Annotated in this window: 23 protein-coding genes; 10 read left to right on the top strand and 13 right to left on the bottom strand. The window is 64.6% G+C overall.

Features of this window, described 5'->3' with window-relative positions; translation table 11 throughout:
* Positions 1-37: 37 nt before the first annotated feature.
* Positions 38-2,152: a ferrous iron transport protein B gene (gene feoB, locus M9921_00840; GenBank protein MCO5295381.1), complete on the top strand. Its 2,115-nt coding sequence runs from the start codon at positions 38-40 to the stop codon at positions 2,150-2,152.
* Between the two features lies 1 nt (position 2,153).
* Here the strand turns inward: feoB and M9921_00845 are convergent, their stop codons facing one another.
* The 3 genes from M9921_00845 to M9921_00855 are packed head-to-tail and all read right to left on the bottom strand — an operon-like array spanning position 2,154 to position 4,371.
* Positions 2,154-2,705 (bottom strand): hypothetical protein, encoded by a 552-nt coding sequence (locus M9921_00845; protein MCO5295382.1) that lies wholly within the window; start codon positions 2,703-2,705, stop codon positions 2,154-2,156.
* 14 nt (positions 2,706-2,719) lie between these two features.
* A complete protein-coding gene (locus M9921_00850) occupies positions 2,720-4,102 on the bottom strand; it encodes an amidase (protein ID MCO5295383.1) in 1,383 nt (460 codons plus the stop codon).
* Positions 4,102-4,371 (bottom strand): hypothetical protein, encoded by a 270-nt coding sequence (locus M9921_00855; GenBank protein MCO5295384.1) that lies wholly within the window; start codon positions 4,369-4,371, stop codon positions 4,102-4,104. Before M9921_00855 ends, M9921_00850 begins: the two co-directional genes overlap by 1 nt.
* A gap of 52 nt (positions 4,372-4,423) precedes the next feature.
* On the opposite strand from M9921_00855, the gene M9921_00860 reads away from it, so the two are divergent.
* The gene (locus M9921_00860) at positions 4,424-4,834 is read left to right on the top strand and encodes a hypothetical protein (GenBank protein ID MCO5295385.1); all 411 of its coding nucleotides are present in this window, start codon (positions 4,424-4,426) and stop codon (positions 4,832-4,834) included.
* Positions 4,831-5,463: a 16S rRNA (guanine(527)-N(7))-methyltransferase RsmG gene (rsmG, locus tag M9921_00865; GenBank protein MCO5295386.1), complete on the top strand. Its 633-nt coding sequence runs from the start codon at positions 4,831-4,833 to the stop codon at positions 5,461-5,463. The genes M9921_00860 and rsmG overlap by 4 nt, the downstream gene beginning before the upstream one ends.
* A gap of 24 nt (positions 5,464-5,487) precedes the next feature.
* Here rsmG and M9921_00870 read toward each other — a convergent pair whose 3' ends face one another.
* Entirely contained in the window at positions 5,488-5,733 is a 246-nt protein-coding gene (locus tag M9921_00870; GenBank protein MCO5295387.1) for a twin-arginine translocase TatA/TatE family subunit, read from the bottom strand.
* Between the two features lie 85 nt (positions 5,734-5,818).
* The gene (locus M9921_00875; protein ID MCO5295388.1) at positions 5,819-6,445 is read right to left on the bottom strand and encodes a hypothetical protein; all 627 of its coding nucleotides are present in this window, start codon (positions 6,443-6,445) and stop codon (positions 5,819-5,821) included.
* A 137-nt stretch (positions 6,446-6,582) separates the two neighbouring features.
* Here M9921_00875 and selA point away from each other — a divergent pair, with 137 nt between their 5' ends.
* Positions 6,583-7,923, top strand: coding sequence for an L-seryl-tRNA(Sec) selenium transferase (gene selA / locus M9921_00880; protein MCO5295389.1), 1,341 nt, complete (start codon positions 6,583-6,585; stop codon positions 7,921-7,923).
* On the top strand, positions 7,920-8,507 hold the full coding sequence (locus M9921_00885) for an HD domain-containing protein (protein MCO5295390.1): 588 nt from the start codon (positions 7,920-7,922) through the stop codon (positions 8,505-8,507). The genes selA and M9921_00885 overlap by 4 nt, the downstream gene beginning before the upstream one ends.
* Positions 8,508-8,574: 67 nt before the next feature.
* Here the strand turns inward: M9921_00885 and M9921_00890 are convergent, their stop codons facing one another.
* The 3 genes from M9921_00890 to M9921_00900 all read right to left on the bottom strand — a co-directional run bounded on the left by M9921_00890 (position 8,575) and on the right by M9921_00900 (position 10,416).
* Positions 8,575-9,255 carry a DUF2807 domain-containing protein gene (locus tag M9921_00890; GenBank protein ID MCO5295391.1) on the bottom strand — a complete coding sequence of 227 codons (681 nt, stop codon included), beginning with the start codon at positions 9,253-9,255 and terminating at the stop codon, positions 8,575-8,577.
* A 92-nt stretch (positions 9,256-9,347) separates the two neighbouring features.
* Positions 9,348-9,527, bottom strand: coding sequence for an Arc family DNA-binding protein (locus tag M9921_00895; GenBank protein MCO5295392.1), 180 nt, complete (start codon positions 9,525-9,527; stop codon positions 9,348-9,350).
* Positions 9,528-9,534: 7 nt separating this feature from the next.
* Positions 9,535-10,416, bottom strand: coding sequence for an SPFH domain-containing protein (locus M9921_00900; protein MCO5295393.1), 882 nt, complete (start codon positions 10,414-10,416; stop codon positions 9,535-9,537).
* Between the two features lie 106 nt (positions 10,417-10,522).
* On the opposite strand from M9921_00900, the gene M9921_00905 reads away from it, so the two are divergent.
* Entirely contained in the window at positions 10,523-11,455 is a 933-nt protein-coding gene (locus M9921_00905) for a glycine--tRNA ligase subunit alpha (protein ID MCO5295394.1), read from the top strand.
* 85 nt (positions 11,456-11,540) lie between these two features.
* The gene (locus M9921_00910) at positions 11,541-11,741 is read left to right on the top strand and encodes a hypothetical protein (GenBank protein MCO5295395.1); all 201 of its coding nucleotides are present in this window, start codon (positions 11,541-11,543) and stop codon (positions 11,739-11,741) included.
* Here M9921_00910 and M9921_00915 read toward each other — a convergent pair.
* Both M9921_00915 and M9921_00920 read right to left on the bottom strand, forming a co-directional pair.
* On the bottom strand, positions 11,738-13,213 hold the full coding sequence (locus tag M9921_00915) for a carboxypeptidase M32 (GenBank protein ID MCO5295396.1): 1,476 nt from the start codon (positions 13,211-13,213) through the stop codon (positions 11,738-11,740). The two genes, M9921_00910 and M9921_00915, sit on opposite strands and share 4 nt — an antisense overlap.
* A 28-nt stretch (positions 13,214-13,241) precedes the next feature.
* Positions 13,242-13,724, bottom strand: coding sequence for a hypothetical protein (locus M9921_00920; GenBank protein MCO5295397.1), 483 nt, complete (start codon positions 13,722-13,724; stop codon positions 13,242-13,244).
* 138 nt (positions 13,725-13,862) lie between these two features.
* On the opposite strand from M9921_00920, the gene M9921_00925 reads away from it, so the two are divergent.
* On the top strand, positions 13,863-15,455 hold the full coding sequence (locus M9921_00925; protein MCO5295398.1) for a choice-of-anchor B family protein: 1,593 nt from the start codon (positions 13,863-13,865) through the stop codon (positions 15,453-15,455).
* A 13-nt stretch (positions 15,456-15,468) separates the two neighbouring features.
* Here the strand turns inward: M9921_00925 and M9921_00930 are convergent, their stop codons facing one another.
* Genes M9921_00930 through M9921_00940 form a run of 3 tightly spaced genes read right to left on the bottom strand, consistent with a single transcriptional unit; the run spans position 15,469 to position 18,640 of the window.
* A complete protein-coding gene (locus tag M9921_00930) occupies positions 15,469-15,831 on the bottom strand; it encodes an aspartate 1-decarboxylase (protein ID MCO5295399.1) in 363 nt (120 codons plus the stop codon).
* Positions 15,832-15,841: 10 nt separating this feature from the next.
* A complete protein-coding gene (gene ccsA, locus M9921_00935; protein MCO5295400.1) occupies positions 15,842-18,256 on the bottom strand; it encodes a cytochrome c biogenesis protein CcsA in 2,415 nt (804 codons plus the stop codon).
* 3 nt (positions 18,257-18,259) lie between these two features.
* Entirely contained in the window at positions 18,260-18,640 is a 381-nt protein-coding gene (locus M9921_00940) for a cytochrome c maturation protein CcmE (protein MCO5295401.1), read from the bottom strand.
* 136 nt (positions 18,641-18,776) lie between these two features.
* On the opposite strand from M9921_00940, the gene M9921_00945 reads away from it, so the two are divergent.
* Together M9921_00945 and M9921_00950 are read left to right on the top strand one after the other, a co-directional pair.
* Positions 18,777-19,328 carry a hypothetical protein gene (locus M9921_00945; protein ID MCO5295402.1) on the top strand — a complete coding sequence of 184 codons (552 nt, stop codon included), beginning with the start codon at positions 18,777-18,779 and terminating at the stop codon, positions 19,326-19,328.
* Positions 19,329-20,111 carry a ribonuclease H-like domain-containing protein gene (locus M9921_00950; GenBank protein MCO5295403.1) on the top strand — a complete coding sequence of 261 codons (783 nt, stop codon included), beginning with the start codon at positions 19,329-19,331 and terminating at the stop codon, positions 20,109-20,111. It begins immediately after the preceding gene.
* Positions 20,112-20,147: the final 36 nt, after the last annotated feature.

Here is a 20,147-nt window from a genome sequence, read left to right on the forward strand (position 1 = left end):
CTCCAACGCCCCTCATCTGGAAGCGGCTCGGCCGCTCGTGGCAATCGTTGGCAATCCCAACGCGGGAAAGACCAGCCTCTTCAACGGCCTGACGGGTTCCTTCCAGAAGGTGGGGAACTACCCGGGTGTGACCGTCGAGAAGGTCGTGGGCTCTCTGCGCCTGGGCGACCGGTCAGTCGAGTGCATCGACGTTCCCGGCCTCTACAGCCTGGAACCCGTTTCCCAGGACGAAGAGGTTGCCGTGGCGGTCCTCAAAGGCCTCTCGCCAGGCACTCCGGCACCCGATCTGCTCCTTTGCGTGCTCGATGCGGGCAATCTCGAGCGCAATCTGTTCTTCTTCGGGCAATTGGCTGAGGCCGGTTACCCGATGGTGGTCGCCCTCACGATGACCGACATCCTGGCGCGTCGGGGTCAAGCGATCGATACGGCCAAGCTGGCGAATCTCCTTGGGGTCGAGGTGGTTCCCGTAATCAGCCATAAGGGAATCGGCCTGGTCGAACTTCGGGAGGCGATCGAGCGCGGTCTGGACACCCCCCGCCGGGCAAACGTCGAATTCGAGTACCCGATCGGCATCGAAACGAAGGTCGCGGCACTTTGCGAACGCCTCGCGCGAGCCGGCATGGACGCCCCCAAGGCGGCCGTGAGGAAGGCGTTGCTGGCCCCTCAACCGGAATCCGACGAGGAGGGATATCCCCTGGAACTCCGGTCCGCGTTCGCGGAGGCGCGCGAGGAGCTGGAGGCCGAGGGACTCTTGCCGCCGAAGATCGAATCGTCGAGTCGCTACGGCTGGGCCCAGATGGTCCAGCGCGCGGTGGTCACCCAATCTTCGCCTGCGCGCCCATCGACCTCGCACCGTCTGGACTGGTTTCTCACGCACCGCGTCTTCGGCCTGGCCGCCTTCGCCTGCATCATGTGCGTGGTCTTCTTGTCCATCTACACCTTGGCCGCGCCGCTGATGGACGTGATGACCGCCGCCTTCGACCAGTTGGCCGCCTGGATCCGTCCACCCCTCGAAGGCGCGCCGGTCGTTCAATCCCTGCTCGCCGACGGGCTCATCGGCGGCGTGGGCACGATGCTGACGTTCCTGCCCCAGATCTGCATCCTTTTCTTCTTCATCGCCGCGCTCGAAGGCACCGGCTATCTCGCCCGTGCGGCCTTCTTGATGGACCGGCTCCTCGGCTGGTGCGGGTTGAACGGACGGGCGTTCATTCCGCTGCTGTCCAGCTTCGCATGCGCCATTCCCGGCATCATGTCCGCGCGCGTCATGCCCGATCCCAAGAGCCGTTTGGCGACCATTCTCGTGGCGCCGCTGATGAGCTGTTCGGCAAGGCTCCCGATCTATCTCCTGCTGATCGGGGCGTTCATCGAACCGCAGTTCGGTCCAATATGGGCGGGCATCGCCCTCTTCGGCATGCACCTGGTGGGCCTGGTGGTCGCCATCCCCGTCGTGTTCGTGCTGAATCGAGGCGTCTTGCGCGGGAAGCGCCTTCCATTCCTGCTTGAGCTGCCCCCGTATCAGTGGCCGAAGTGGCGAGACGTGTGGCTGAGCGTCTACTTCCGCGGCAAGGCGTTCGTCCAAACGGCCGGCACCATCATCGTCGTCCTCAGCGTGGTCATCTGGGCCCTGTCGTACTTTCCCCGGTCCGAAACCGACCTGAAGGCGTACGAAGCGAGGCTCACGGCGGAGCATCCGGAGGCGACGCCGCAAGGCATCCAGCATTCGGTGGACGAGTATGCCCTCGCCCACTCGTTCCTCGGGCGGTTCGGCAAGACGATCGAGCCCGTGTTCGAGCCGGCAGGTTTCGATTGGCGCATTTCCACCGCCATCCTGGCGGCGTTTCCGGCCAGGGAAGTGGTCGTCGCCTCTCTGGGAATCCTCTTCAATCTCGGAGGCGACGTCGATGAGGCGTCCGGCGATCTCCGCTCGGCGCTTCAGTCCGCCAGGTGGCCCGACGGCCGTCCGCTCGTCACGCCCTGGACGGCCGTCGGACTGATGGTGTTCTTCGCCCTATGCTGCCAATGTATGGCCACCCTCGCCACCGTCAAGCGGGAGACGAACAGTTGGAAGTGGGCCGCGTTCATGTTCACGTACATGACCGTGCTCGCCTACCTGTCGGCGGTGGGCATCCACCAACTGGGACGACTGTTCTAGTTTAGAATCGAATGTTCGCGCCGAAGGTCCAACCTCGGAGCGCGCCGTCGGAGCCGGTGTGGTACGAGACCTCCAGAGAGGCCTTGTCCGCCGCCCCGTAGGTGTTCAGCCCGTAGCCAACCGTGTAGCGCTGGGTGAACCCGGACTGGTCCTCGAACTCGTTGTTCCGAGCCTGGGAAGCGCTGTAGCCGATGGCGAAGCGCGTGTAAAAGCCCTTCGCGCCGATGGGTGCGTTCACGCCGATCTGGCCTCGGTACACGTAGCCGTCCGTATCGCCCCCGTGCGTCAACTGCCCCCCGAGCAGCACCGACGGCATCAGCATGATGACCGGCGCTCCCGGCGCGGGCCGTGCGAGAGGAATTTCCAGGCCGATTTCGGGGCCTTCGAGATGGACCCGTTGCGACGCGTTGTTGCGGAAGGTCTCCGTGCGGCCGTAACCGAGCGTGACCCGGAAGGGCAACGCCTTCGCCATTTGGTTGCCGCCGAAAACCTGGGCGGAAGCGGGGGCCGATGCGAGGGCGGCCAAGACGATCGCGAGGGTGGTCTGCTTCATGCGGTGTTGTTCTCCTAGGTTGGGCCCATTTCGGGAGGGCGCCGTGTGTGCCAGTCGGTCGCGCGTTGGAAGTCCCGTGCGACTCGGATGCAGACATTCTCCCTCATTGCGGGGGCGATGATCTGCCCCCCCAGAGGCGCGCCATCCTCAAAACCGATCGGAAACGCGGCCGCAGGCCAACCCAAGAGGTTCGCCGGACCGCCGTCGCCGCCCATCTTCTCGAAGGATTTCTCGAAGCCCTCCGAGAGCGGCACCGCCGCGTGGTAAAAGACCGGCGTGAAGATGCAGTCGCACTGGTCCCACACGGTGTTCGCCTTCAAAGCCTCCGTCCGAAGGCGCATGGCCCAAAGGTAGTCCACGGCCTTGGTCTCCAGCGAGGCCGCGAATCCTGCCACCTGGTGGGGGTCCCTCAACTGGTTGAGCCTCGGGCCGCGGATGAAATGCTCGTGGGCGCTCGCTCCCTCCGCATCGACGATGAGGCCGACCGCGAGGCCATAGGGCAGGTCGGGGTAAGCGACGTCGACCGTCTCGTATCCCAGGCTCCTGAACACGGACAGCGCGTCGGCATAGGCCTTCTCGCACGCCTGGGCGTCGTTGGCTTCGAATGACTCTTTCAACAGGCCGATCCGGGGACGTCGTCCCCGCATGCCGAGGGCCAACTTCTGGCTCAGGGTGCTGGGATCGTGCGGGTCGGGGCCCGCAATGGCCTGCAGAACGGTCGCGCAATCCTCCGCCGAACGGGCCAGCGGTCCGATCTTGTCGAGCGTCCAGCAGAGCGCCATCGCTCCATAGCGGCTGACACGGCCATACGTGGGCCGGAGGCCGGTGACCCCATTGAACGCGCTGGGACAGGTGATGCTCCCGCTGGTCTCGCTCCCAAGGCTGTAGCCCACGCAGCCCAGGGCGGTCGCGGCGCCCGAGCCGGTCGAGGATCCACCGGCCCAGCGGCTTCGGTCCCAGGCGCAGATGCCGGGGCCGGAGGCGCTCGCATCGGGAACCATGTAGTTGCCGCCACCCGCAAGCTCGACCATCGACAACTTGGCCACGAGCACGCCCCCCGCCTCCTGCAGCTTCGCGACCGGCGTTGCGTCGAAATCGAACACCTGGTCGTCGTGCCCCGGCGATCCCCACCTCGTCGGGATTCCCTTGGTGGCTAGGAGATCCTTGACGCCGAACGGGATTCCCAACAAGGGCCCGCGCTCTCCTCCCGCCCGGCGGGCGTCGGCTGCCTTGGCCTGAGCGATCGCGCGCTCTTCCGTGATCTCCGCCACGGCGTTGTGGGCGCGGCCGAGGGTCTCGAGTCGCCGCAGATAGTCCCGCGTCATCTCCACCGAGGAGACCTGCTTGCGTTCGAGCGCCTGCTGCAGTGCGGCGATCGTCGAGTAGGGGCCAAACATCAACGCGCCTCCTCCGTGCTTGGAACGTAGCGCGTGCAAGGTTCGCTGTTCTCCGGAAGGGCGTGCTTCATCCGCTCCTTCGATGCGTCGCGTACGGCCTTGAGCGCCCCACCGACGAGGGGTTTGGATTCCGGCGAGAACGGGGTTGCGAGCTGCTTCTCCAACTCTTCGACCTCCCCCGATTGGGCGGCGGGAACCGCGGCGGCGGCCCCGGCGACCGACGCCAGCCCTGCCGTGAGGGCCACCTTCCCAAAGCGACGGCGCGACATGCGAGACTCCATAACCCGTTCGTTCGACGTCGGCACGGAGTAACCTTCCGGCATGCAGTTGCGCTATGCGCTTGCGTGCGACTACGCCAACGTGACCAACGACGGCCGTCTCAACATCTCGGGGGTCATCGACCGTCTCTACGCGCCCCATTTTCCGGCGGTTCACCGCACCCTGTATCTGGTGGTGTCCATGGAGATCGAGCCCGAGGACGATGGGCAGGAGCGTGAAGTGCACGTCCAACTGATCGACGGCGACGCGCGCACGCTCGCGGACCTTCACGGAAAGATGCGCCTCGGACACGGGGATCGGGTCCTCAACCAGGTGCATGTGTTTCACGACCTGCACTTCATCGAACCCGGCACCTACCGCTTCAACATCTTTCTCGACGGGATCCAGGTGAAGACCTTCGATCTCGATCTGATTCAACTGCCTCAGGGCCCTCCGTCCGAGGGGTCCCCTTGATCCGCGCCCCCGAGGTCGTCGAGGCCCTGGCGCGGTTCGAGGAGGCCCTTTACCGAGCCAACGAGGTCATGAACCTCACCCGGGTGCCTCGCGGGGAGTTCATGACCCGCCACGTCGCAGATTCGCTGCTCGTCGCCGAGTTCGCGGATCGCGGGGCCTCGGTGCTCGACATCGGAACGGGGGCGGGTTTCCCCGCTTGGCCCTTGGCGGCGGTGCGTCCGGACCTTCAGGTCACCGCGCTCGACTCGTCGGGGAAGGCCACGCGGTTCCTGGAACAGCTTCCGCTACCCAATCTGACCGTGGTGAACGCACGGGCCGAAGCGTGGGGAGTGCGCGACCGATTCGACCTCGTCACCGGCCGAGCGGTCGCTCCTCTCGCCCTCCAACTCGAACTGAGCGCGGCGCCTTGCCGGGTGGGCGGGATCGTCCTTCCGATGCGGACTCCGGCCGAAAGGGAAGAGGCCGAGCGCGTTCCCGTCAAGAGGCTCGGGCTCACCCTCGAGTCCCTGGAGGAGCGCGCCGTCCCGGGGACCGACGTGACTCGGTTGCTGCCGGTGTACAGGAAGGTGGAGGCGACGGCACAAACCTACCCGCGCCCGTGGGCGGAAATGCGTCGCAAACCGCTCTAGCAGGGTGATCGAACCGCGCGGGGCTTAACCCGGTTGGTTGGACGTGTCCGCCGTGTCGGCCGGCTTGGCCCTTTCGGCCTCGTTCTCCTTTGCGTGGAGTTCTTCCTGGTAGGACTTCTCGATGACGTTCCGCCCTTCGTGAAGGCCCTTTTGAAGCTCGCCGACACCCTTTCCGACGCCGCGAAGCAACTCGGGAATCTTCTTGCCTCCGAAGAGTACAAGAACGATTACGAGGACGATGAGAAGTTCCTGGCCGCCTAATCCGAACATGTTGGCTCCTTGCCGCTGGGTAGCGATTCAGTATACGTCACGCGATGACGCACCATCGCGTTCCCGAGTTCAATCGTAAAGCCCATCAGTCGATGGAAATCTTCGCCGATCCGCCACGACCGGCCTTGATCGACTGCGAGCCCTTCACGTTCACAACGATCCAATCGCGGTGCTCGTTCATGATCATGGGGCCGGTCGCGCGGTCACGCCGTTTGAACGCCTCGTGGGCGTTGGGCGACGGTTTTTCGACTTCAAAGATCAGCGGCGTGCCCTCGGGGTCCTTGATGTCGGCCAACTTCTTTCCGCCGAGCGCTTCGTTGAACGCAATCCCGGTCATGCCGCTCTCCTGGGTGCAACCCCAGGGTTCGTCGGCCCCCATCGGTTCGATGGGACCGAGTTCATCCTTGGCCTTCTCGGCGATCTTCCGGTAGTAGGGCCTCACGTCGTCCTGCCAAGTCGCGGCTTTGGGCAGGGTTCCATCGTGCTCCTTCGCGTACTCTTCGAGGGCCTCCCGCACGTGCTCGAAAGCGATCCCGCACTGGGCCATCGGCAAGCCCTCTTTGAGTGCGAACTTGCCCACGTTGTAGAGCAGCACCGCGGGAAGGACGCAAACGCAGGCAAAAGCCACAAAGATGATCACGAGGATCAACGGCGTGTTGTTCTTCTTCCCGGGAACGGGTCCCGGCTGGGCGAAAGGAGGAGGTTGGCTCACCGTCCAATTGTACACTTGCAGGTCGTCGAACCCCACTCGGGGTGGGGCTTCTGGACCCTCCGGCCCCCAGGGCTGATCCCGCCGAAAGCGAAATCCCCGCCATGCGGGACCAGCGCCACCCGCTAAACTAACTTCTGATGACCGGATTACGATCGCTCCCCAAGGTCGATGTTCTCGCACAACACCCCGCGTTGTCGTCCTACGCACCCGCCCTGCGTGCCGAGTCGGCCCGCAAGGCCATCGCTTGGGCCAGGACAGAACTCAAGGCAGGACGCGAAGTCGCGCGCGAGGCGATCGAGGCGCGGGCGGAGGCCGAGGCGGGGCGCGCCGCCCAGGCGTCTCTCAGGCCCGTCATCAACGCCTCCGGCGTGATTCTCCATACGGGGCTGGGCAGGGCGCGGCTCGCAGCAGAGGCCGTCGAGCAGATCCGAGCGGCCAGCGCTTCGCACGCGGCGGTGGAGTTCGACCTGGCGGAGGGGACTCGGGGCGACCGCCAAGCCCACGTCGAAACGATGTTGTGCTCGCTCACGGGAGCAGAGGCCGCCCATGTGGTCAACAACGCCGCCGCTGCGGTGTTCCTCTCCTTGGCCTCGGTGGCCTCGGGGAGGGAAGTGGTGCTCTCCCGCGGCCAGATGGTGGAGATCGGAGGCTCCTTCCGGATGCCCGACATCGTGCGAAACAGCGGATGCCGCCTCGTCGAAGTGGGCTGCACCAACAAGACGCGACTGTCGGACTACCGCGAAGCGCTAGGCGAGGAGACGGGCGCCATTCTCCGCTGCCATCCGAGCAACTTCCGCATCGTTGGCTTCGTCGAAGAACCTTCGCTCGGTGAGCTGGTCGCCCTCGCCGACGAGGCTGCCGTGCCCCTCATCGACGACATGGGATCGGGTTGCCTCGTGGACACCCGGCCCTACGGGCTTCCCCATCAGCCGACGCTGCAGGAAGCCGTGGGATCGAAGGCGCACCTGGTTACTGCGAGCGGCGACAAGCTTCTCGGTGGGCCGCAGGCGGGCCTGATCCTCGGACGCAGAGAGTGGGTCGAGCGCGCCAGGCGCCACCCCTTGGCGCGCGCCGTCCGCGTCGACAAACTCACTTTGGCCGGGCTGGAGGCGACGTTGCGCCTCTACCAGCAGGGCCGCCAACAGGAGATTCCGACCCTGCGCTCGCTGGCCCGACCCTTGGACGAGGTTCGCCGCGCGGCGAGGCGACTTGCCAGGGCGTATCCCGGCGCGACCCAGGTGTCCGAGGGCCTTACCGAGGTGGGTGGCGGCTGCGCTCCCGGGATCGGAGTGCCCACCGTCCGCGTCGGGCTCCGTTGCCAAGACCCCGTCCTGCTCGCCAAGACGTTGCGCGAAGCCAACCCTCCGATCGTGGCCCGCATCGAGGACGGGCTCGTGTGGCTGGATCCCCGCACCTTGGACGACGATGAAGTCAGGCTCGCGGGGCGCACGCTGGCCGGCCTGGTGATCGCCCAATGAACCAACTGGCGCAGCTCAACGACCGGGTGCGGGAGTTCCTCACGACCTTGGACGCGCACAACCCCGGCGAGGCCGCCCATGCGCATCGGGTCAGCGTGTACGCGGTCGCCACGGCCGATCGGCTCGGTGTCCGCGAAGACGATCTGATCCACCTCAAGTGGGCGGCCTTGCTCCACGACGTCGGGAAAGTGAGCGTCGATGCCCGTCTGATGCAGAAGCTCGGGAAGCTCGACGAAATCGAACTCGCGGCCCTCCGAGAGCACGCGAGCGCCGCGGAATCGGTGATCGAAGGAACTCTGTGGCTCGTGCCCGCGGCGCCCATGATCCGACACCACCACGAGTGGTGGAACGGGGAAGGCTATCCCGATGGCCTCTCTGGCGAGGCGATCCCCTTGGGCGCTCGGATCATTGGACTGGCCGAAGCCTACGACGTCCTGGTTTCGGATGTGCCTTGGCGGAACCGGCTCGATGAAACCCTTGCTTTGGAGGAGTTGGAGCGATGCAGCGGCAAGCAGTTCGACCCGGTGGTTTTGGATGCCTTCCGCAAAATCCAACCCCTGGTTCAGCCAGCAGACCCAGCCTAGGTGGGTTCAGCCGGCCGCGGCAGGAGATGCCACGCCCGCCAGACGGGCGTGGCACCTCCCCAGTGTCTCAGCCGGCCGCGTGGATCTCGCCCGAGCCCACGATCGATCGCTCGACCTTGCCCGGATTCCCGCTGTAGGCGATGTCGCCGCTGCCTGCGATCGCCCCCTCCAGCGATTCGGTCGCGAACACCGAGACGTCTCCCGAGCCGCTGATCGAAACGTCGGCGTTCTTCGCCTTGAGACCCGAGAGGTCCATGTCGCCCGAGCCCGCAATGGAGGCGTCCACGCTGTCCGCGGTGCCGCGTACGGTGACGTCCCCAGAACCGGCGATGCTCGCCGAGAAGCTCGAGCACTTCACTCCGTCGATCACCGCGTTCGCCGAACCCTTCACGGAGATCTCCTCCAGCGACGGGGCGGTGACGGTCACCTTCAGAGGCGTGCGGGACGAGTAGGACTCTTCGCACGTTATGACGAGCTTGCCGTCTTCGACCTTGGTGATGATCTTCGGGACGATGTTGTCGTCCCCTTCGACCTTGACCGAAACCTTGGGACCGACCTTGGCGACCACATCGGTCGCCCCTTCGACGACGATCCCCTTGAAGTCGGACACCTGCCGCACTTCGCTCGCGGCCTTGCCGGAGCCTTCGATTCGAGGTCCCCCGTCGGAGATCCGGTCGATGACGTGCACCACGCCGCATCCTCCTGCCATCGTCGCAACCGCTGCCAGCGCAACCAAACTCTTGATCATTGAAAACTCCCGCAGACACAACCGGCCCGCTCTTGGAAGTTAACTGCATCGCGGCGAGATTCGCAATCCCGGCGGTCCCAAAGTCCCGGAGATCACTCGGGAGGTTCTTCGTCCGACTCCGGAGGCAACCGGTGCCCGCGCCGCTTGAGCGCGTCGCGCAGGAGAAACTCGATCTCGCCGTTGACGCTGCGCAGATCCTGCTCCGCGAGCCGCTTCAGCTGTCGCCAAAGCGGCTCGGGAATTCGGAGCAGGACGGATTTGCGCTCGGCCATGGTTCCCCTAGTACAGCGACCCTGTGTTCAACACGGGCTGCGCCGAATGGTCGCTGCAGAGCACGACCATCAGGTTCGAGACCATCTGCGCCTTGCGCTCCTCGTCGAGTTTGACGATCTCGTCCTTCTCGATGTGCTTGAGGGCCATGTCCACCATGGTCACCGCGCCCTCGACGATCTTCTGCCGCGCGGCGATGATCGCGGCCGCCTGCTGTCGGCGAAGCATGGCGCTTGCGATTTCCGGCGCGTAGGCCAGGTGGGACAACCGGGCCTCGAGGACCTCCACGCCCGCTCGCGAAAGCCGCTCGCTCAGCTCCTGCGTCAGGTGCTCGGAGACTTCCGAGGTGTTGCGGCGAAGCGAGACCGTGTCGTCTTCCGCGTCGTAAGGATAGGTCGAGGCCGAGTGCCGGACGGCCGTTTCGGACTGCATCATCACGTAGTCGTCGTAGTTGTCCACCTCGAAGGCGGCCTCGAAGGTGTCGCGAACCTTCCACACAACGATCGCCGCGATCTCCACCGGATTGCCCGATAGGTCGTTGACCTTGAGCTTCTCCCCGTTCAGCGTACGCACGCGCAGGGAAAGAGAGCGCTTGGTCATGAAGGGGTTCGTCCAGTGGAATCCGGCGGCCTTCACCGTCCCTTTGTAGCTTCCAAAGAGCAGCAGCACCTTGCTTCCGTTCGGTTCGACGATGAAGAATCCCGGGAGGGTTAGGCTCCAAAGCAGCCAGAAGCCGATCAGTCGTCCGACCTCCATCCCGCCTACCTGCCCTCCCTGATCCGCCATCTGTGCCATCGAGACAATGGACCAAACACCTCCAGCGAACAAGCCGATGCTCACCAACAGCATCAGCCATCCCGGAAGACCCCGAACCTCATACTCGTGTTTCATCTTTCTAGTAGGCTCCTCACCTATCGATATGATATCACACTGATGGCATCCGCCCGCCAAAGGACCCATCGGATTTGCGGAACCGCGGGGAAGTACACTCTTGCGCGTGACGTTCCAAGAGCTGATCCGCCGACTCGACGATTACTGGGCCGCCCAAGGGTGTGCCTTGCTTCAGCCGTTCGATACCGAGGTGGGCGCCGGCACGATGCACCCGGCAACGACGCTGAACTCGTTGGGTCCGCATCCATGGAACGTGGCGTTCGTCCAACCGTCCCGCAGACCCGCGGACGGGCGGTACACGCTGAACCCCATGCGTTCGCAGCGCTACTACCAGTATCAGGTGATCCTCAAGCCCAGCCCCGACAACGTGGTGGACCTGTACATGGGGTCACTCGACGCCCTGGGATTCAACGTGAAGCGAAACGACGTACGGCTGGTCGAGGACGACTGGGAGTCCCCCTCGCTGGGCGCAAGCGGCGTGGGTTGGGAAGTGTGGCTCGACGGCACCGAGATCACCCAGTTCACGTTCTTCCAACAGATGGGCGGAATCGACTGCAACCCCGTGTGCGCCGAGATCACCTACGGCCCGGAGCGGCTTTGCCTGATGGTCAACAAGCAGAACTCGTTCTGGGACGACCTGATGTGGAACGAGACGCTCTCCTACCGCGACGTCAACTACCAGCTCGAGATGCAGGAGAACGTCTACAACTTCGAGGTGGCCTCCACCGACCTCCTGTTCCAACTGTTCGACATGTACGAGGCGGAGTCGAAGCGCGTGATCGAAACGAAGGTCTTTTGGGACGACGCCAAGAGGATTCTCACTTCGCAGGAACCGGAGACTCAGGAAGAAGGAGCCCACGCGCTCGTCTATCCCGCGTTCGAGTTGGCCCTGAAGTGCTCCCACGCGTTCAACCTGCTCGACGCCCGCGGCGCGGTCTCCGCGACCGAGCGTGCGGCCTACATCAACCGTGTTCGCGCGCGGGTTCGGGCGTGCTGCCTCCGGTACGTCGAACAGTTTAAAGCACCCGCAACGACGTAGGGTGCGCCCGTTGCGGGCGTGTCGATGGTCCGAAAGCCCTGTCGCTCGACGCGGGTTTTTGCTACCCTAGTAGCGGGGTTACCAAATGTCAGGACAGGGTTCGACGGGCAACGTGATCGCCGCCTTGGCGAGTTTCTTCATTCCAGGCCTGGGTCAGCTGATCCAGGGCCGGGTGCTTCCCGCGATCGCATTCTTCGTGCTTGCGGGAATCGGGTGGTTCTTCCTGCTCGGATGGGTGTTCCATCTCTGGGCAGTGATCGACGCGGCCGTGTACAAGGGGCGTTAGCACCCGAATTTGGCCTGCGCGTACCCGAGCCACGCATCGGCGCGCATTTCCGATCCAGCAACACGGACCAGGAGCTCCTTGGGGGTGAAGCGCTTGCCTTGGCGGTAGATCTTCTCCGTGAGCCAACCCAGAATCGGCTTGAAGTCGCCCTGCGCCATCCCCTCTTCGGCCTGAGGAAGGTCCTGCTTCAGGGCTTGCCACACCTGGCCGCCGATCAGGTTCCCCATGGCGTAGGTCGGGAAGTAGCCGATCGAACCACGCGACCAGTGCACGTCCTGGAGCACGCCGAGCCCGTCGTGGGGAGGCGTGATCCCGAGATACCGCTCCATTTTCGCGTTCCAGGCGTCGGGTAGGTCACGCACCCGGACTTGCCCGGTCAGCACGTCGCACTCCAGTTCGAACCGCACCTGGATGTGAAGGTTGTAGGTCAGCTCGTCGGAGCCGATGCGCACCGGTCCGGGCTCCACCTTGTTCACCGCGGCGGCAAACCGCTCCGGTCCGACATCGAGCCGCCCCGGAAACGCCTCCTGAAGGAAGGGAAGAGCCCAATTCCAGAAGAAGGGGCTGCGTCCGACGATATTCTCCCAAAGACGCGATTGGCTCTCGTGGATGCCAAGCGAGATGCCGCCGCACAACGGTTGTCGATCCCACTCCTTGGGCGAATTCTGCTCGTAGAGAGCGTGTCCCATCTCGTGCAGCGAGCTGAACACAATGCCCTTGAGGTGGGACGCCGGGCGCGTGGTCATGCGGACGTCGGAGACGGAGAAGTTGGAGCAGAAGGCGTTGGGAGCGACGTCGAGCCGTCCGGATTGGAAGTCAAAGCCGATGCCCTGAAGAATCCGCTCCATCGCGCCACGGAGGACCTGGTCGTCCCAAGGTCCCTCGAGGAACGAGTCGTCCACGTTCGGTCCGGCCTCCTGAATGCGCCGCACCATCGCCGTGATCGGAGGCTGGATCGTTTCAAACATCTTCCGGGCATCCGAGGTCTTCGCCCCCTCTTCGAAGAGGTCCAGCAACGGATCGTAGACGTGCTCCTCGTAACCAAGCGCTTCGGCCGTACGCCCGGCGATGTCGAACAGGCGGGCGTAGTAGGGCTCCATCGGAGCGAAATCGGCCGCTTCTCGAGCGGCTTTCCATACCTCGTACGCCTCGGAGGAGACCGCCGCCTTCTCGACGACCAGAGCCCGGGGCATCTTCCTCTGGAGTTCGGCTTCGCGCTGCAGCACGCGAACGGTGGCCGCATCGTCGGACCCCGGCTCTGCCTCGGACGCGGCACGTTCGAGGAGCGCGGCAAGCTCATCCGAGGTGGCCAGTTCGTGGGCGAGCCGGGCGAGCTGGCCGACGTGCGCCGTGCGCGCCGCAGCGCCGCCGGGAGGCATTCCGACTTGGCGGTCCCAATTCAGGACAGCGGCCGCTTTTTGGAGTGCGTTGAGGGTGGCGTGCCGTTCGAGGAGAGAGGTCTGAGCGCTCACGTGGCGCAGTCTACCGGCCGCCCCGGCGCTAGCGAATCACGATGTTTCCGAGCACCAGATCCCCATCGACGTGGAACACATGCTCGCCCGTGGGCAAGTCGCAGCGCAGGAAGAAGTGATCGGCGACCGTGCGACTGTGGCTGTCCGTCAAGGTCAGGGTGAGGACGACCGGGGTGAAATGAAGCTGGCCCTTGGTTCGAATCGTGGCTACATTCCCCTGGACGGACAGGCTCCCCAGTCTTTCGGCGCTGACCACCACGTCCGGATAGCCCCCGTCCCCCGGGGAAAGGGGGGCATAGCCATCGAGGTCGATGCCCTCCGCGGAGAACAAAAACCGACCGGCGACCCCGCGGCCGTCGGGATTGGCGGACACCTCAAAGCTCGCGGCTCCCGCGCCGTGATGTCCCTCGAACTCCAGCTTCCCGCGACCCTCCACCTGCGGGGGTCCCGCAGCCCAAACGGCGGCGGCGACGACGCCGGCTGCGGACAACAGTGCAAGCTTTTTCAACATCAGGGCTCCCGGTGCGGATGACAGCATGATAACCCCAGATCGTTCGGTATGGCGAACTTTTCGGGGGGTCGTCTCGTTCTGCCACTGGTCGCTTCGTTGGAAAGTTGTGTGACAATGAAGGGAGTTCGTGGGGGAGAAATGTCCATTTTGAGAAGCAAACGCTTTGGGGCCCTGGTGGCCGTGGTCGGGCTGTTTGGGGCGGCGGACGCGCAGTATCCGGCGAACAACGTCGTTCTGAGGAGCCAAGTTTCGCTCAACACGTTCGGCGCCCAGTCGGGCAACGACTGCTGGGGCTACGTTTCGCCTTCGGGCCGAGAGTATGCGCTCATGGGCTGCAACAACAAGCTTGCGATCGTCGAAGTGACCAACCCGTCCGCTCCCAACTACTTCGCGTCCATTTCCCACCCCAGCAGCACGTGGGGCGACATCAAGGTCTACAAGAGTTGCGCCTACGTCGTGACGGAGACCTCCGGCACCGGCATCCAGGTGATCGACCTGTCGAACATCGACAACCACGTGGTCAACCTCGTTCGGACGTTGCCCGCCCCGGATCGATCCCACAACCTCGCCATCGATACGACCAGCGGCTTCCTCTATTCCCTCGGATCGCGTGGCGGATCGGGAACGACCACGTGCTGGGACCTCTCGGTTCCTACCAACCCGGTGCAGGTCGGCTCGGACTCGATGACCAACATCTACATCCACGACGCGCAGATCGTCACCTACACGAGTGGACCCTATGCGGGACGACAGATTTTGTTCGGGAGCGCGGCGAACTTGGGCGCGGTGATCGTGGACGTGACGGACAAGAACAACCCGAGCGTCGTTCGCACTCTGACCTACCCGAGCATCGGATACACGCACCAGGCGTGGCTTTCCGCGGACCGGCACTACCTCTACCTCGACGACGAGATGGACGAGACCGGTTCGGGTTTCACGACCCGGACGATGGTCTTCGACGTCTCCAATTTGGAGCAAGCGTCCCTGGTCACGACCTTCACCTCGGGTGAGTCGGCGATCGACCACAACCTCTATGTGCGCGACGGGTTCATCTTCCAGGCCAACTACCGGAGCGGCCTGCGGATATTCGATGCCAACGACAACCCCACCGCCCCGGTTCAAGTCGGCTTCTTCGACACGTATCCGCCGAACAACAGCACCGGGTTCGACGGCGCGTGGAGCAATTTCCCCTTCTTCCCGAGCGGCACGGTCATCATCAGCGACATCAACCGGGGCCTGTTCGTGGTGGACCCAACGCAAGCCGTCACTCGGTTCGAGGCGCCCACGTCCTATCGGGTACTTCGAGGCATTCCCGTCCAGGGCAACCTCGCCTCGCTGGTCTCCAGCGACGATTCGTACCTCCAGGTGCGCCGCAACCTCGCCGCCGACGAGATCGGCCACGAAATCTGGGTCCAGGTCGAGGGTAGGGCTGTGACGGAGCATCCGAACTCGGTCGCCTTCGTGCTCGAGGCCCGCGCGCAGGCAAGTGGATTCCGACAGGTCCTCGAGTTGTTCGACTTCTCGTCCCGCACGTGGGTCCAGGCGGACGTCCGCTTCGCCGGAACGAGCGACCAGACGATCACCGTCCAGGCGCCCGGTGGTCAGAGCCGGTTCGTCGAACCCGGAACGCGCGCGGTGCGCGCCCGCGTCGGTTGGACGAACGTGGCGGCCGACGTCGCCCAATCGTGGTCCATCTGGATCGATCGCGCGGTCTGGAAGATCGTGCCTTAGAAGCGAGACCCGTTCAGCCGAGCACGCTGAACGGGGTCATGTCGCCCAGCACTTCGTTGGACTCCCCGAGATGGAGCATCTTGGGCGTCACGGGCTCGTCGGACAGGACGAAGGCGGCGATGACCACCCGGTCGCCCGGCGAGAAGTGGTGCGCCGCGCCGCCGTTCATGCCGACTACGCCTTTCGGCCCGGCAAAGGCGTACGTTTGGATGCGGCTGGTGTGATCCACGGCCCAGACGTGCACCAGTTCGCCGTCCTCGATCCCAATCTGGGCGAGGAGGTCGCCATCGATTTCGATGCTGCCCACGTAATCCGGGTTCGCATAGGTCACCCGTGCGTGGTGCAGCTTCGCCTTCAGGAGTTGCTTGAGTTGCATCGACAGTTCTTTAGACGTTCACCGGCGCCTTCGCGCTCGGTTCGATCGCCGGCTCGGTACGTTCGGACGCCTCGGATGCCGAGTGCCTCCGAGGACGTCGGAACCAGGCGGCGATCGCGCAGCCGATCGCCAAGATACCCGTCCCGACCCAGACAAGGATCGTCATCGGCTTGTAGAAGAGCTCCACCGGGTAGGCCGGGCGCTCGCGGTGCAGTTGGATCAACGCGCTCCGGCTCGCCGCATCCATGGCCTGCATCGAAACGAGAACGCCCTGGCCCGTCGAGGCGAAGTGGGGAACCAATCCGCTCTGGGTGAGCTCGAGTTCGGGAGTCACCTCGGCCGAGAGCCCCTCGCCCGGCGCCTCGACCTTGATACGGGCTCCAAAGCGCGTTCCGGGGACGCCGGGCGCGCCCGTGGTCACCATCTCTTCGTACGTGACGCTCAGGCCCGAGAACTGCTTGGTCTCGCCTGGTTTGAGCATCTGCGGCTCCCCGATGTCGAACTCCTCGCTCCGCAGCGTGAAGTAGATGTCGTGCGAGAGGGTTTGGTGGATCGAGGGCCAGACCATCTGGTTCGGCGTCGCTTCGGGAGACTCGGTGTTGCGGAAGTAGAAGAGCCCTGGATCGGCGACGAACTCCTCGCCGTGCCCGCGCAAATCGAACAGCATCTTGTTGTTGCGGTCGAAGAGGAAATCCGACGGGTCTCCCTTTTCGATGGAGCGGCCCTTGTATCGGATCACGTACCCCAAGGCCGACCCCGCGCCGTCCTTTTCGACCAGCACGACCTGCGACTTCTGCTCAAAGCCTCTGGAAACGACCAGCCCCGCCATGAGCACGGCGACGCCGACGTGCGCGAGAAAGCCACCGGCCGAAGAGCGTCCGCGCTTCCAGAGCGACCCCAGGCGCCACAAATTGGCCGCGGCGGCAAAGATGCAAAGGAAGGCGAGGAACAGCACCCACGGCTTCAACGGAACCTGGACGCCTGCGGGAAACGCCACGGTGTCTCCGTTGTACGCGCCGGCGGTCCAATCGGAGCGGTTCATCGCCAGCATGGCCAACCCGATCGTCGCGATGGAGATGCTGAGGACGTTCACCATCTCGCCCAAGGTGGCGCGAAGGGGTTTGGGACGCCATGACAGGAACGGCCCGATCGCCATGAGCATGAGGATCGGCACGAAGAACCAGGAGAGCACCAAGTGGTAGATGTGCTCCTCCACGACGCGGGGTTGGCGTCCCGTCAGGGCCATGAACAGCGGCACGCTCATCCCGATGGCGGTCGACGCAGCCATCGCGCTCAGCAGAAGGACTCCCCAGCGGTAACCGGCCTCGCGATGAACCCCGTCGCCCGCGAGCGGTTTGGCCTCGCTGCGCACCGTGCGGCCACGCACGACCCAAAGGGCCAGGTATCCGAGGAGCGACACGAAGAAGAAGCCCAGCAACACCTTGTGGGCGGTGCTATCCATCTGGGCGAAGCTGTGCACGCTCGCGTCGGCCAGGAACCCGCTCCTCGTGAGGAACGTGCCGTAGACGAACGCGAGGAAGGGAAGGCCCGCGAACAGCAGATTCGTCCCGCCCCAACTGGACCGGGTGCCCTGCACGATCAGGCCGTGGATGAACACCACCAGAAGGAGCCACGGCACAAAGCTCACGTTCTCGACCGGATCCCACATCCAAAAGCCGCCCCAGCCGAGCGTCTCGTAGGCCCAGAAGCCACCCATGCAAAGGCCGACACCAAGCAGCCCCACCCCCGCGATCGCCCAAGGCCGAACGCCCGCGATCCAGGTCGAGGTGCGCGGGCCGACCATCGCTGCGACCGCCCAGCAAAACGGCACGGCCAAACTCCCAAACCCAAGGAAGATCGTGGGGGGGTGGATGACGACCCAGTAATTCTGCAGGGAGGGTGTGAGCCCAGCGCCGGTCGGCGGGACGAGGTTGCCCGCTTCCGGAATCAGGCGAAACGGCGTCTCATAGGCGAGGATGCCGCAGAGGGCGCCCAGAAAGAGGGCGAAGGGGATCGTGAACCAGCGACGGTGCTCCCCGGTCCGGGGCGCGGCCAGGATTCCGAAGAGGGCCGACGTCGTCGCCCAAAGCAGGAAGCTGCCCTCTTGGCCCGCCCAGATGCCCGCGATCTTGTACTTGAGCGCCGTGCTTGCGTCTCCGCGCGAAAACACGTACTGGTACTGGAACTGATCGCCCGCAAACAGCGAGCCGAGGCAGAGGATCGCGCCGAAGACGGTGAAGCCGCCCAGCGTGAACGCCCATCCCCCGAAACGCCCGAAGCGCGCGTGTCTGGGGGCGAGGAGCCAAAAGAGAATCGACGCGGCGAAGAGAGCCAGCCCGGCAAGGACGAGAACCCGACCAGCGGCACCTGCGAAAACCGACCACGCGGGCGCGGTCGGCCACCCAAGGTGCCCAAACTCGCCCACCCGTTAGGCCTTTTTCTCGCCTTCGTAGCGAGACGGACACTTGACCAGCATCTTGTGCGCCTTGAAGACGCCTTCCTTCATCGAACCCACCACGACGACCTGCTTGGCCTCGTTCAGGTTCGAAACGGCGCTGCCCCGATACTCGACCGGTGCCTCGTTGCCTTCGGCATCGCGCACCCGGAACTTCAGAACGCCCTGAGCCATCTGGTTCTCGAGGGATCCGGGAATGATCTCGCCGGCGAGATGGAGGCTCTCGCCCGAAGCGGACTTTGCCTGGGCGACGGTCACATAAGGACTTGCATTGGTGACGAAGGCCGCGACCAGACCTACGATGGCCAGCAACGCGACGACACCGGAAACGATCGCTCCTGTACGGTTTTTCATCGGCTCCTCATTTTAGTCTACGACGGGGGCGCCGCGCTACGTTCTCGGGAACATTCACAGGTTCGCCAGGCGTTGATTGGAATCGAATCGGATAGAATGGACCGTCCCGATGCAGATCTCACGCTCCTTATCTCGAATGACCGCCGGCACCGCCCTCTTGGGCGTCTGCGCGTATCTGGTGTTCGCCCAGGGCGGCGCGGGGACGCCCGCACCGGCGGCCACCCGCCCCGATTGGGGCGTTTTGAACCTGCAGACCAACGTCGGCAGCTTTCGCATCACCGGAACGAAGGACCCCGCGGAGGGTCGTCTCGAAATCCAGTTCACCGGCTCGGTCCTGGTGAGCCAACTCGAGCCCAACGGCACGGTCACCGCGTCCGAGGGGCTGATCAAGGAGTACGACGCCCGAGACCGGAAGGTGTTCTTCGGAACCGGCAAGCTCGTCGTCGAAGGGAAGTTCCGCAAATTCCAGTGGTTTGGCCGGGACATGCAGGCCCGTTTCGTCGGCAAAGGCATCTTCTTGATGTACGGCGAGTTCGACAAGAACCTGGATACGGGCACGTACTGGTACGACGGCAATCCCAAACGCTTCCCCTGGGGCCAGGGCGGACGCACGTTGGCGATCCCGAACGAGGGGGCCAACGTGATCAAGCCGGTTCCCCGCGACCAGGCGGGCGGCGGCGGCGGCTAGGTGCTTCGGCAGACCTTCCTCCACGTGCCGGGCATCGGCCGCAAGATGGAGAGGTCGCTGTGGGAACAGGGCTGCGACGATTGGGATTGTCTGCTCGCCCATCCCGAGCAGTACTCCTTCGGCACGGCTGCGCGCAACGACGTCGTTCGAGAAATCGAACGCTCGCGCCAATGCCTTGAGGAGGGCGTGCACCAGCACTTCCGGCAACCCCTGGGATTGGGGGAGGCGTGGCGCGCCTTTCCCGAGTTTCGCGATCGTTGCGTCTACCTCGACATCGAGACCGACGGCTCGAAGGGCGGCGATTCGGTCACGACGATCGGCATGTGGGACGGGCGCGCGTTCCAGTGTCTGATCAAGGGGCGCGACCTGGAGGAGTTTCGGGACCGCATCAGCCACTATTCGATGATCGTGACGTTCTTCGGGGCCGGCTTCGATCTTCCGGTGCTGGAGCAGCGATTTCCCGGCCTCGTGTTCGACCAGATCCACCTCGATCTCTGCCCGGCGCTGCGCAAGATCGGCTACCGCGGCGGACTCAAGAACATCGAGCGCGTGCTCGGCATTCCGCGTGCGCCGGAGATCGAGCACCTCACGGGTCTCGACGCCGTAAAACTCTGGCGCGCACACCAGTGGCGGGGAAGCGAACGGGCGCTCGAGACCCTGATCGCCTACAACAAGGCGGACGTGGTGAACCTGGAACGGCTCGCCGAGTTCGCTTACGCCCGCCTCCGACGCGACACGCTCGGCGTGGTGCAGCGCACGCTCATTCCCCCTTCCGGGGACTAATTGATATAATAGGGGCGTCAGGTTTCTGTTAGGGTC

This window comes from Fimbriimonadaceae bacterium (assembly GCA_023957775.1).
GTDB lineage: Bacteria > Armatimonadota > Fimbriimonadia > Fimbriimonadales > Fimbriimonadaceae > JAMLGR01.